The sequence below is a fragment of the Pseudomonas sp. IT-P176 genome, from assembly GCF_949767245.1.
GTDB lineage: Bacteria > Pseudomonadota > Gammaproteobacteria > Pseudomonadales > Pseudomonadaceae > Aquipseudomonas.
In genome coordinates, this window is record NZ_CATKPN010000090.1 from 1 (window position 1) to 12,104 (window position 12,104).

At 60.8% G+C, this 12,104-nt stretch carries 11 protein-coding genes and 1 tRNA gene; 6 read left to right on the forward strand and 6 right to left on the reverse strand.

Going from position 1 to position 12,104, the window contains the following annotated elements:
* Positions 1-472: 472 nt before the first annotated feature.
* From gcvH to ACM6IP_RS22775, 6 genes are all read left to right on the forward strand, one after another.
* A complete protein-coding gene (gene gcvH, locus ACM6IP_RS22750) occupies positions 473-856 on the forward strand; it encodes a glycine cleavage system protein GcvH (protein ID WP_095165658.1) in 384 nt (127 codons plus the stop codon).
* An 11-nt stretch (positions 857-867) separates the two neighbouring features.
* A complete protein-coding gene (gcvP, locus tag ACM6IP_RS22755; RefSeq protein WP_414862327.1) occupies positions 868-3,720 on the forward strand; it encodes an aminomethyl-transferring glycine dehydrogenase in 2,853 nt (950 codons plus the stop codon).
* Between the two features lie 204 nt (positions 3,721-3,924).
* Positions 3,925-5,301: an L-serine ammonia-lyase gene (locus tag ACM6IP_RS22760; RefSeq protein ID WP_095165661.1), complete on the forward strand. Its 1,377-nt coding sequence runs from the start codon at positions 3,925-3,927 to the stop codon at positions 5,299-5,301.
* A gap of 42 nt (positions 5,302-5,343) precedes the next feature.
* Complete coding sequence (gene gcvT / locus ACM6IP_RS22765) at positions 5,344-6,468, forward strand: glycine cleavage system aminomethyltransferase GcvT (RefSeq protein ID WP_401131319.1); 1,125 nt, start codon at positions 5,344-5,346, stop codon at positions 6,466-6,468.
* A 401-nt stretch (positions 6,469-6,869) separates the two neighbouring features.
* The gene (locus ACM6IP_RS22770; RefSeq protein WP_003175786.1) at positions 6,870-7,082 is read left to right on the forward strand and encodes a cold-shock protein; all 213 of its coding nucleotides are present in this window, start codon (positions 6,870-6,872) and stop codon (positions 7,080-7,082) included.
* Between the two features lie 97 nt (positions 7,083-7,179).
* Positions 7,180-7,668, forward strand: coding sequence for an RDD family protein (locus tag ACM6IP_RS22775; protein WP_095165665.1), 489 nt, complete (start codon positions 7,180-7,182; stop codon positions 7,666-7,668).
* A 74-nt stretch (positions 7,669-7,742) separates the two neighbouring features.
* Here ACM6IP_RS22775 and nadA read toward each other — a convergent pair whose 3' ends face one another.
* The 6 genes from nadA to pal form a co-directional block, all read right to left on the reverse strand.
* Positions 7,743-8,801 carry a quinolinate synthase NadA gene (gene nadA, locus ACM6IP_RS22780; RefSeq protein WP_095165666.1) on the reverse strand — a complete coding sequence of 353 codons (1,059 nt, stop codon included), beginning with the start codon at positions 8,799-8,801 and terminating at the stop codon, positions 7,743-7,745.
* A gap of 273 nt (positions 8,802-9,074) precedes the next feature.
* Positions 9,075-9,150, reverse strand: a tRNA-Lys gene (locus tag ACM6IP_RS22785).
* A gap of 63 nt (positions 9,151-9,213) precedes the next feature.
* On the reverse strand, positions 9,214-9,906 hold the full coding sequence (queC, locus tag ACM6IP_RS22790) for a 7-cyano-7-deazaguanine synthase QueC (protein WP_159997625.1): 693 nt from the start codon (positions 9,904-9,906) through the stop codon (positions 9,214-9,216).
* 1 nt (position 9,907) lies between these two features.
* A complete protein-coding gene (gene queE, locus ACM6IP_RS22795; protein ID WP_095165669.1) occupies positions 9,908-10,555 on the reverse strand; it encodes a 7-carboxy-7-deazaguanine synthase QueE in 648 nt (215 codons plus the stop codon).
* Positions 10,556-10,722: 167 nt separating this feature from the next.
* Positions 10,723-11,550 (reverse strand): tol-pal system protein YbgF, encoded by an 828-nt coding sequence (gene ybgF / locus ACM6IP_RS22800; protein ID WP_320332896.1) that lies wholly within the window; start codon positions 11,548-11,550, stop codon positions 10,723-10,725.
* A gap of 6 nt (positions 11,551-11,556) precedes the next feature.
* The gene (gene pal / locus ACM6IP_RS22805; RefSeq protein ID WP_003178634.1) at positions 11,557-12,054 is read right to left on the reverse strand and encodes a peptidoglycan-associated lipoprotein Pal; all 498 of its coding nucleotides are present in this window, start codon (positions 12,052-12,054) and stop codon (positions 11,557-11,559) included.
* Positions 12,055-12,104: the final 50 nt, after the last annotated feature.

The window sequence follows — 12,104 nt, forward strand, 5'->3', positions numbered from 1 at the left end:
TATACCTATGCTCATCGCGGGCAAGCCCACCCCCACAGTGATTGAGGATGTTCGCAACCCCTGCATACACCCACCAGGGTGGGAGCGGGCTTGCCCGCGATGGACGCAAGGACACCGCGCTGAATCAAGCTTGGCGTGTCATCGATGGCAACCATTGCCCCCATAGATCACCTACCGCAAAAGCGACCTCCACCTGTACTGAAAGCGCTACAGCGGAACGATATCGCTACACAGGCTTTCCGCCAGCATTGTGCAAGGCTTTGATCCTCATGGGCTTTTTTCCTCGTGTCAGACTGTAGCGATATCGCTACAGCTGTGTTCGCCGCCTCTCTGGAAATATCTCTTAACCTATTGATTAGTAACAAATAAAAAATACTGGCCGCGATTTTGCTAGGTAACCCTCCATAAAGCAGGGCTATGCCCGAGCATTCCATCGCGTCCACCAGACCTGTCTGGCCCCTGAGGAGTTTCCATGAGCGAGTTGCGTTTTACTGAAGATCACGAATGGCTGCGTACCGAAGCTGACGGCAGCGTTACAGTCGGCATCACCGCCTTCGCCCAGAATGCTCTTGGCGACGTGGTTTTCGTACAACTGCCTGAGCTGCAGTCCTACGACAAAGGCGCTGAAGCCGCCACCGTGGAATCGGTAAAAGCCGCGAGCGGCGTGTACATGCCGCTGGACGGTGAAGTGCTGGAAGTGAACCCGGCGCTGGACAGCAGCCCTGAACTGGTCAATGAAGATCCGCTGGGCGAAGGCTGGTTCTTCCGCTTCCAGCCAACCGATGCATCGGCTGTCGCCAAACTGCTGGATCAAGACGCCTACGACCGTCTGATCAAAGCCAACGCGCAAGCCTGAGGAGCGCTGACATGACTCAAGTAAGCCTGACCACTGCCAACGAATTCATCGCCCGCCACATCGGCCCGCGCGCCGGCGACGAGCAAGCCATGCTCAATAGCTTGGGCTTCGACTCCCTGGAAGCCCTGAGCGCCAGCGTCATTCCCGACAGCATCAAGGGCACCAGCGTGCTTGGCCTGGAAGACGGCCTGAGTGAAGCCGATGCCCTGGCCTTGATCAAGTCCATCGCCAGCAAGAACCAACTGTTCAAGACCTACATCGGCCAGGGCTACTACAACTGCCACACGCCATCGCCGATCCTGCGCAACCTCCTGGAAAACCCGGCCTGGTACACCGCCTACACCCCGTACCAGCCAGAAATCTCCCAGGGTCGCCTGGAAGCCCTGCTGAACTTCCAGACCCTGATCAGCGACCTCTCCGGCCTGCCGATCGCCAACGCCTCGCTGCTCGACGAAGCCACCGCCGCTGCCGAGGCCATGACCTTCTGCAAGCGCCTGAGCAAGAACAAAGGCAGCCACGCCTTCTTCGCCTCCGTGCATTGCCACCCGCAAACCCTCGACGTGCTGCGCACCCGTGCCGAGCCGCTGGGGATCGATGTAGTGGTGGGCGACGAACGTGAACTGAGCGACGTGACGCCCTTCTTCGGCGCACTGCTGCAATACCCGGCCAGCAACGGCGACCTGTTCGACTACCGCGAGCTGACCGAGCGCTTCCACGCCGCCAATGCCCTGGTCGCCGTAGCGGCCGACCTGCTGGCCCTGACCCTGCTGACTCCGCCGGGCGAGTTTGGTGCCGACGTGGCCATCGGCAGCGCGCAGCGCTTTGGTGTACCGCTGGGCTTCGGTGGCCCGCACGCGGCGTACTTCTCCACTAAAGATGCGTTCAAGCGCGACATGCCGGGCCGTCTGGTCGGTGTCTCGGTCGACCGCTTCGGCAAGCCGGCCCTGCGCCTGGCGATGCAGACCCGCGAGCAACATATCCGCCGCGAGAAAGCCACCAGCAACATCTGCACCGCCCAGGTACTGCTGGCCAACATCGCCAGCATGTACGCCGTGTACCACGGCCCGCAGGGCCTGACCCAGATCGCCCAGCGTATTCATCACCTGAGCGCGATCCTGGCCAAGGGCTTGAACGCCCTGGGCCTGGTTGTCGAACAAGCGCATTTCTTCGACACCCTGACCCTCAACACCGGCGCCAACACTGCCCAACTGCACGACAAGGCGCGGGCGCAGCGGATCAACCTGCGGGTGATCGACGCCGAGCGCCTGGGCCTGTCCCTCGACGAAACCACCTCGCAAGCCGACGTGGAAAACCTCTGGGCATTGCTGGCCGACGGCAAGACCCTACCGGACTTCGCTGCCCTCGCCGCCGCCGTGCAAAGCACCATCCCGGCCGCCCTGGTTCGTCAATCGCCAATCCTCAGCCACCCGGTGTTCAACCGTTACCACTCGGAAACCGAGCTGATGCGCTACCTGCGCAAGCTGGCCGACAAGGACCTGGCACTCGACCGCACCATGATCCCGCTGGGTTCGTGCACCATGAAACTCAACGCCGCCAGCGAAATGATCCCGGTGACCTGGGCCGAGTTCGGCGCACTGCACCCGTTCGCCCCGGCCGAGCAAAGTGCCGGCTACCAGCAACTGACCGATGAGCTGGAGGCGATGCTCTGCGCCGCCACCGGTTACGATGCGATCTCCCTGCAACCGAACGCCGGTTCCCAGGGCGAGTACGCCGGCCTGCTGGCGATCCGCGCCTACCACCAGAGCCGTGGCGATGATCGCCGCGATATCTGCCTGATCCCCTCCTCCGCCCACGGCACCAACCCGGCCACCGCCAACATGGCCGGCATGCGTGTGGTCGTGACCGCCTGTGATGCCCGCGGCAACGTCGACATCGAAGACCTGCGCGCCAAGGCCATCGAACACCGCGAGCACTTGGCGGCCTTGATGATCACCTACCCGTCCACCCACGGCGTGTTCGAGGAAGGCATCCGCGAAATCTGCGGGATCATTCATGACAACGGCGGCCAGGTGTACATCGACGGCGCCAACATGAACGCCATGGTCGGCCTCTGCGCCCCGGGCAAGTTCGGTGGCGACGTGTCCCACCTGAACCTGCACAAGACCTTCTGCATCCCCCACGGCGGTGGCGGTCCGGGCGTCGGCCCGATCGGCGTCAAGTCGCACCTGACCCCGTTCCTGCCCGGCCACGCCGCCATGGAACGCAAGGAAGGCGCGGTCTGCGCCGCACCGTTCGGCAGCGCCAGCATTCTGCCGATCACCTGGATGTACATTCGCATGATGGGCGGCGCCGGCCTCAAACGTGCTTCGCAGTTGGCGATCCTCAATGCCAACTACATCTCCCGCCGCCTGGAAGAGCACTACCCAGTGCTGTACACCGGCAGCAACGGCCTGGTGGCCCACGAATGCATCCTCGACCTGCGCCCGCTGAAAGACAGCAGCGGCATCAGCGTCGATGACGTCGCCAAGCGCCTGATCGACTTCGGTTTCCACGCCCCGACCATGTCGTTCCCGGTGGCCGGCACGCTGATGATCGAGCCGACCGAAAGTGAATCCAAGGAAGAACTGGACCGCTTCTGCGACGCCATGATCCGCATCCGCGAAGAAATTCGCGCGGTGGAAAACGGCACCCTGGACAAGGACGACAACCCGCTGAAAAACGCCCCGCACACCGCAGCGGAAATCGTCGGCGAGTGGACTCACCCCTACAGCCGTGAACAGGCGGTGTACCCAGTGGCGTCGTTGATCGAAGGCAAGTACTGGCCACCGGTTGGCCGGGTCGACAACGTGTTTGGCGACCGCAACCTGATCTGCGCCTGCCCGTCGATCGAAAGCTACGCTTAACCCAATGAGGGGGCGGGTTTACTCGCCCCACTTCTAAAGGACATCACAAAACCCTGTGGGAGAGAGCTTGCTCGCGATGACGGACTGACATTCGCCGGATGTCGACTGAACGACCGCTATCGCGAGCAAGCTCGCTCCCACAAGGATCAGTGCCAGTTCTCAGAATCTGTGCCGCCCCTCATAACAAGAAACCGGAGAACAACCATGTCGTTAAGTGTGTTCGACCTGTTCAAGATTGGTATCGGCCCTTCCAGCTCCCACACCGTCGGCCCGATGCGTGCCGCTGCGCGGTTTGTCGAAGGTCTGCGGCGGGACAACCTGCTGGCGGTCACCACCTGCGTCAAGGTCGAGCTGTATGGCTCACTCGGCGCCACCGGCAAGGGCCACGGTAGTGACAAGGCAGTGTTGCTCGGCCTGGAAGGCGAACACCCGGACACCGTAAACACCGAGAACATCGCTGCGCGCCTGCACGACATTCGCAGCAGCGGGCGCTTGAACCTGCTCGGCGAGCACCCGATCGACTTCAATGAAAAGCTGCACCTGGCGATGATTCGCAAGCCACTGGCCTATCACCCCAACGGCATGATTTTTCGCGCCTTCGATACCGCCGGCCTGCAAATCCGCAGCCGCGAGTACTACTCGGTCGGCGGCGGTTTTGTGGTCGACGAAGACGCCGCCGGCGCTGACCGGATCGTCGAGGACGCCACGCCACTGACCTTCCCGTTCAAAAGCGCCAAGGACTTGCTCGGGCATTGCACCACCTACGGTTTGTCGATCAGCCAGGTCATGCTCACCAACGAAAGCGCCTGGCGCCCCGAGGCTGAAACCCGCGCCGGGCTGCTGAAGATCTGGCAAGTGATGCAGGACTGCGTCGATGCCGGTTGTCGCAACGAAGGCATCCTGCCGGGCGGGCTCAAGGTCAAGCGCCGTGCGGCGGCCTGGCACCGGCAACTGTGCAAGAACCCGGAGTCGTCACTGCGCGACCCGCTGTCGGTGCTGGACTGGGTCAACCTGTATGCCCTGGCGGTCAACGAAGAAAACGCCAACGGCGGGCGCGTGGTAACGGCCCCCACCAACGGCGCGGCCGGTATCGTCCCGGCCGTCCTGCATTACTACATGCGCTTCATTCCAGGTGCCAGCGAAGACGGTGTGGTGCGCTTTCTGCTCACCGCCGCGGCCATCGGCATCCTGTACAAGGAAAACGCCTCGATCTCCGGGGCCGAAGTCGGCTGCCAGGGTGAAGTCGGCGTGGCCTGCTCGATGGCTGCCGGGGCGTTGTGCGAAGTGCTGGGCGGCAGTGTCCAGCAAGTCGAAAACGCCGCCGAGATCGGCATGGAACACAACCTTGGCCTGACCTGCGACCCCATCGGTGGCCTGGTCCAGGTGCCGTGCATCGAGCGTAACGCCATGGGCTCGGTCAAGGCCATCAACGCGGTGCGCATGGCCTTGCGTGGCGACGGTCAGCACTTCGTCTCCCTCGACAAGGTGATCCGCACCATGCGCCAGACCGGCGCCGACATGAAAAGCAAATACAAGGAAACCGCCCGTGGCGGTTTGGCCGTCAACATTATCGAATGCTGATGCGTGCTCCCCCGCATCCGCTGACTTTTTCAGGAGCTGAATATGTCCACCGAAACCCTGTCGAAAACCCCGCTGCACGCACTGCACATCGAATTGGGCGCGCGCATGGTGCCGTTCGCCGGCTACGACATGCCGGTGCAGTACCCATTGGGCGTGATGAAAGAACACCTGCACTGCCGTGAGCAGGCCGGGCTGTTCGATGTCTCGCACATGGGGCAGATCCGCCTGACTGGCGCCAATGCGGCCAAGGCTCTGGAAACCCTGGTGCCGGTGGACATCATCGACCTGCCGGTGGGCATGCAGCGCTACGCCATGTTCACCAACGAGCAAGGCGGCATCCTCGACGACCTGATGGTCGCCAACCTGGGCAACGACGAACTGTTCCTGGTGGTCAATGCGGCCTGCAAGGACCAGGACCTGGCTCACCTGCGCCAGCATCTGGGCGATCAGTGCCAGATCGAGCCGCTGTTCGAGGAACGCGCCCTGCTCGCCCTGCAAGGCCCGGCAGCGGTGACCGTGCTCGCCCGCCTGGCGCCGCAGGTGGCGCAGATGACCTTCATGCAGTTCACCCGCGTGTCCCTGCTGGGGGTCGAGTGCTTTGTCAGTCGCTCGGGCTACACCGGCGAAGACGGTTTCGAGATCTCCGTGCCCGCCGCCAATGCCCAGACCCTGGCCCGCGCCCTGCTGGCCGAGCCGGAAGTGGCCGCCATCGGCCTCGGCGCGCGTGACTCGCTGCGCCTGGAAGCCGGCCTGTGCCTGTATGGCCATGACATGAACAGCGCCACCACCCCGATCGAAGCCAGCCTGCTGTGGGCCATCTCCAAGCCACGCCGTGCCGATGGCGCGCGTGCCGGTGGATTCCCCGGAGCCGAAACGATCTTCGCCCAGCAACAAAACGGTGTCAGCCGCAAACGTGTCGGCCTGCTCCCCCAGGAACGCACTCCGGTGCGTGAGGGCGCAGAAATCGTCAACGCCGCCGGCGAAATCATCGGCAGCGTCTGCAGCGGTGGTTTCGGCCCTTCCCTCGGCGGTCCATTGGCGATGGGCTACCTGGACAGCGCCTACCTGGCACTCGATACCCAGGTCTGGGCGATCGTACGCGGCAAACAGGTGCCATTGCTTGTAAGCAAAATGCCATTCGTTCCACAACGCTACTATCGTGGTTGATAGACTGTTCCGATAAGTAACGCAGTTGCGTAACAGTGCACTAATCTGTAACGCAACTGCCATAAAATAGTGCAGTTTTTTGACTCTAAGCTTCGATTTTGAACTTACCTTATAACAATCGAAAACAATTGAACGAGCCTATCGAATAAGCCCCATGGGCAAGCCCAAAAACCGCCACAGGCCTAGCTATACAAGGCTTGCAGGGGGGCTTGTTTTTTCTGCCGTAGTTGGCGTAGAGTTTGTCCACTGTGTTTGCATGGGTCGCTTGGAATCGTGACCTGGGCAGTAGCCAACAAGTTTGCTACACCCGTTCTACGTCTTCTTCTTTCCTGCAACCAGCCCCAGTACTCTTTCATGAGAAAGAGGCTGTCATCAATTTTTTGCGTCAAAGGAAATAAGAAATGTCCCAACGTCAGAGCGGCACCGTCAAGTGGTTTAACGACGAAAAAGGTTTTGGTTTTATCACTCCAGAAAGCGGCCCGGATCTGTTCGTGCATTTCCGTGCCATCCAGGGCAACGGTTTCAAGAGCCTGAAAGAAGGCCAGAAAGTGACCTTCGTTGCGGTGCAGGGCCAAAAAGGCATGCAGGCTGACGAAGTTCAAGCAGAAGCCTAATCTTCTGTAACGAAAAAGCCCCTGATGCTGACATCAGGGGCTTTTTTGTGCGCGCAAACCCGTAAAATGGCTTCTTTTTTCAATCGAGAGCCACTCCATGTCGAAACGCCTGCTAAGCCCCCAGGGTGAATTCCCCGTCGCCGGCCTGGGGCGTCGCCTGGCAGCGATGTTCTACGATTTCCTGTTGTGCACTGCCCTGATGATCGTCACCGGCGGCCTCTACAAGATGGTGCAGATGGCAATCATCGGCGAGGAGCGGATGCGTGCGTTGACCGATGCCGGCGCACTGGATGGCGACCCCTTGCTCTCCACCGTATTGCTGTTTGTGCTATTTGGTTTTTTTGCCAAGTTCTGGACCTACTCCGGCCAAACCCTGGGCATGCAGGTGTGGTGCATCCGCGTGCAGAACGCCGACGGTTCGGCCATCAGCCTGTGGCAGGCCTTGCTGCGCTTCGTGGTATCGATTGCGTCACTGCTGTGCGCCGGCCTGGGCTTCTTCTGGACACTGTTCGACAAACAGCAACGCAGCTGGCACGACATGTACTCCAATAGCCAGTTGGTTCGAGTCCCGAAGAAAACCAAGTAATTCAGCCGTACGAAAACCACTGTGGGAGCGAGCTTGCTCGCTCCCACAGGTTGTGTGTGCCTAGCTGACAGACCTCAGGCGTTGCCGGCGAGCTTCATCCGCGCAGCCGCCGTGAAGTCGAGCATGCGCTTCAACGGGCGAATCGCCTGTGGGATCAGCGCCGGCTCGACGAAGATCTCCCCCGAACCCTCACGCAGGCACTGTAGCGTGCGCTCCAGGGTGTTCATCGCCATCCACGGGCAATGCGCGCAACTGCGGCAGGCCGCGCCGTTGCCGGCCGTAGGGGCTTCGATAAACACCTTGTCCGGGCACAGCTGCTGCATCTTGTAGAAAATCCCGCGATCGGTGGCCACGATCAGCGTCTTGTGCGGCAGGCTCTGTGCTGCTGCGATCAACTGACTGGTGGAACCCACCGCGTCGGCCAACTCGATCACCGCCGTCGGCGATTCCGGGTGCACTAGGATCGCAGCGTCCGGGTACAGCGCCTTCATGTCTTCGAGCTGCTTGGCCTTGAACTCTTCATGGACGATGCAGGCACCGTCCCAGAGCAGCATGTCGGCGCCGGTCTTGCGCTGGATGTAGGTACCCAAGTGCTTGTCCGGGCCCCAGATGATCGTCTCGCCGTTGTCCATCAGGCTTTCGACGATCTCCAGTGCACAACTGGAGGTCACCACCCAGTCCGCCCGCGCCTTGACCGCCGCCGAGGTGTTGGCATACACCACCACGGTGCGTTCCGGGTGCTGGTCGCAGAACGCCGAAAACTCGTCGACCGGGCAACCCAGGTCCAGCGAGCAGGTCGCTTCCAGGGTTGGCATCAGCACGCGTTTTTCCGGGTTGAGGATCTTCGCGGTCTCCCCCATGAACTTCACGCCGGCTACCACCACGGTCTTGGCCGGGTGCGCATTGCCGAACCGGGCCATCTCCAGGGAATCGGAAACACAGCCGCCAGTTTCTTCGGCCAAGGCCTGAATGATCGGGTCGCAATAGAAGTGAGCAACCAGCACCGCGTCCTGAGCCTTGAGCTCAGCGGCGATGGCGGCGCGGTAATGGGCCTCCTCTGCGGCGGTCAGCGGCTTGGGCTGCTTGGCGTCGAGGTGGGCTTGAACCAGAAGGCGTTCGGAAATTTGCGTCATGATCGCAAGACCTGCGGGCGCTTTCGCGCGAAAGTCGAGTATACACCCGGCTCCGGACCGATCAGGGTACCGCCGGGAGAGTGAGTATTCATCAGGCACGGACAGCGTTGAAGCTGCGCAAGGCTACAGAATATCCCCGAGATGCAAAAGATCATTCTGCACCCAGGCGCGCGGTGCAAGCATTGCGATTGCCCGAGACAGGAATCGCAGGCAAAAAAAAACCCGGAAATCCTCACTTGCGTGGGCCTTCCGGATTTTCTAAACCGCCAAATATGGTGGGTCGTGTGGGATTCGAACCTACGACCAATTGGTTAAAAGCCAACTGCTCTACCAACTGAGCTAACGACCCGCTTCGTTGTGGTGCGTATAATACTGATTTTTAAGGACTATTCAACACCTAAGTGAAAATAAATCAAAAATAGTTGGTTGGGTCGCTGATTCCGGCTGCTGCGAAGCCTTCCGCACGCAGGCGGCAGCTGTCGCACTTGGCGCAGGCACGGCCCTGATCGTCCGCCTGATAGCAGGAAACGGTCAGCGCATAGTCGACCCCCAGCTTGACGCCAGCCTCGACGATTTGCGCCTTGCTGAGGTTTTGCAGCGGAGCCTGGATGCGGAAGCCATTGCCCTCGACCCCGGCCTTGGTCGCCAGGTTGGCCATGCGCTCGAAAGCCTCGACGAACTCCGGACGGCAATCCGGGTAACCCGAGTAGTCCACGGCGTTGACCCCAATGAAGATGTCCCGCGCGCCCAGCACTTCAGCCCAGCCCAGGGCCAGGGACAGGAACACCGTGTTGCGAGCCGGCACATACGTCACGGGGATGCCTTCACCCGGGGTCTCTGGCACATCGATGCTGCTGTCGGTCAGGGCCGAGCCGCCTATGCCGTTCAGGTTCAGGCCGATCACTTTGTGCTCGACCACCCCCAGGTCCCGGGCCACCCGCGCAGCGGCGTGCAATTCGGCCTGGGAGCGCTGGCCGTAGTCAAAACTCATGGTGTAGCAGCTGTAGCCTTCGGCACGGGCCATGGCCACCACGGTCGCCGAGTCCAGGCCTCCGGACAGCAGGATGACCGCACGCTTTTCTACAGTATTCAGTTGTTCAGTCATGTCAGCGCCCCGGCTCGTCGTTCCAAAGATATTTGTGCAGTTGCAATTGCAAGCGCACTGGCAGGTTGTCGGCAACTACCCAGTCCGCCAGGTCACGTGCATTGAGATCGTGATGGCTCGGTGAGAACAGGACTTCACCAGCCCGCCGGTCAAGACCGTACTGGATCAGCTTGGAGACAGCCCAGTCGTAGTCCTCGCGGGAACAGATCACGAACTTGACCTGGTCGTTGGACGTCAGCAGCTCGATATTCTCGTAGCGGTTACGGTGTGCTTCCTTCGAGCCCGGGGTCTTCAGGTCGACCACGCGGCTGACCCGCGAATCTACCGCCGAGATGTCGATGGAACCACTGGTTTCCAGCGACACTTCGTAACCGGCGTCACACAACTGCTTGAGTAGAGGGATGGCGTTAGGTTGGGCCAGCGGCTCGCCGCCGGTCACACAAACATAACGCGGGCGGAAACCGGCCACCTGCTCGAGGATCTCGTCGAGTGGTCGCACAGTTCCGCCGGTAAAGGCGTAGGCACTGTCGCAGTACTGGCAACGCAACGGACAACCGGTCAGGCGCACAAAAACAGTGGGCAGCCCGGCAGTGCGCGTTTCACCCTGCAACGAGTAAAAAACTTCGGTAATTCTCAATGTATCTTGCATAGTCGCCACGGGCGTAACAGCTAAACAGGCTGTCCGCCTCCGTCAGGCACTTGATGGAACCCCGCCAACGCGCAGATCCCAAAAAGCGGTGTTGCTAAAAAGGGCGTGAATTCTAACGAAAAAACCCGCGACAAGCGCGGGTTTCTTGAAACACGGGTCAAACTGCCTTACATGCGCTGCAGATCACGCTGGGCCAGCTGCGCGGCGGAGGTGCCAGGATACTGGCTGACCACCTGCTGCAAAATGCCCTTGACCTTGTCGGCGTGCCCCAGGCGACGCTCGACATCGGCCAGCTTGTACAGCGAGTCCGGCACCTTGTTGTGCTTGGGATACAGCTGCGAAACCTTGGCGAAAGCCTGGCCGGCGCCTTGCAGATCACCTTTGGCCAGGTTCACTTCACCCAGCCAGTATTGGGCATTGCCCGCGTACTGGCTGTTCGGGTATTTGCGCAGGAACGCGGCAAAAGCCAGGCTGGCCTTGTCGAAGTCCTTGGCCTTGATCAGGTCGAAGGCAGCATCGTAGTAGAGCTTTTCCTTCGCTGGATCACCCGGTTCGCTGCTGGCGGCAGGGGCTTGCGCCGCAGCGCCCGCACCTGCAGCAGCACCGACGGCGCTATTGCCACCGGCTGGAGAATTTTCAGGAGCCGCAGCGGGTGCACCGCCCGATCCTATGCGCCGGTCAAGATCCTGGTATCGCTCCAGGGATTCTTGCTTCATGCGCGAAACATCATTTTGCAAAACTTCAATCACGCCTTGTTGGCGCGCGATCTGTTCCTGCATCTGTTGCAGTTGGTTGAACAGCTCGCCCTGTGCCGAGACAGGGGCCGAAACCCCTCCCCCGGCATAGGCGCCGTTCGTACCGTAACCCGCAGGCGGATAACTGCTCCCGCTATTGTTATAACCGGAATCGTTATCGACCACAGGAACCGCAGCCCACGCCAGCAATGGCGCGAGGCTGAGAGCCAGGACAGTTACAGCACGACGGCACGTTCGCATGACGAATTACTTACGCAGTTCGACGCGACGGTTTTGAGCCCAGGACTGCTCGTCGTTGCCGGTAGCAACTGGACGCTCTTCGCCGTAGGAAACCAGTTCCAGCTGAGCTGGGGAAACACCTTGCAGTACCAGGTAGCGTTGAACGGCTTTCGCACGACGCTCGCCCAGTGCCATGTTGTACTCACGAGTACCACGTTCGTCGGTGTTGCCTTCCAGAACAACGCGAGCGCCGTTTGCTTTCAGGTCTTTGGCGTGAACGTCCAGAGCGCGCATGGCTTCTGGCTTCAGGTCCGAGCTGTCGTATTCGAAGTAGAAGGTGGTGATTGCGCGCAGAGCAGCTTCTTCGCTCAGGGAGCCGTCAACAGCACCAGTGTTAGCGCCGTAACCAGCGTTTGGATCAACAGCGCCTTCACCGGCGTTGTCGCCGCCTTTGGACGAGCAACCTACAGCTACAGCCATGGCCAGGGCCAGCGCAGCAAACTTACCAAACTTCAGCATTTCCATCGTGAAACTCCTAATGAACCCCAATGTGTTAAGTACAACGTATAGCGCCG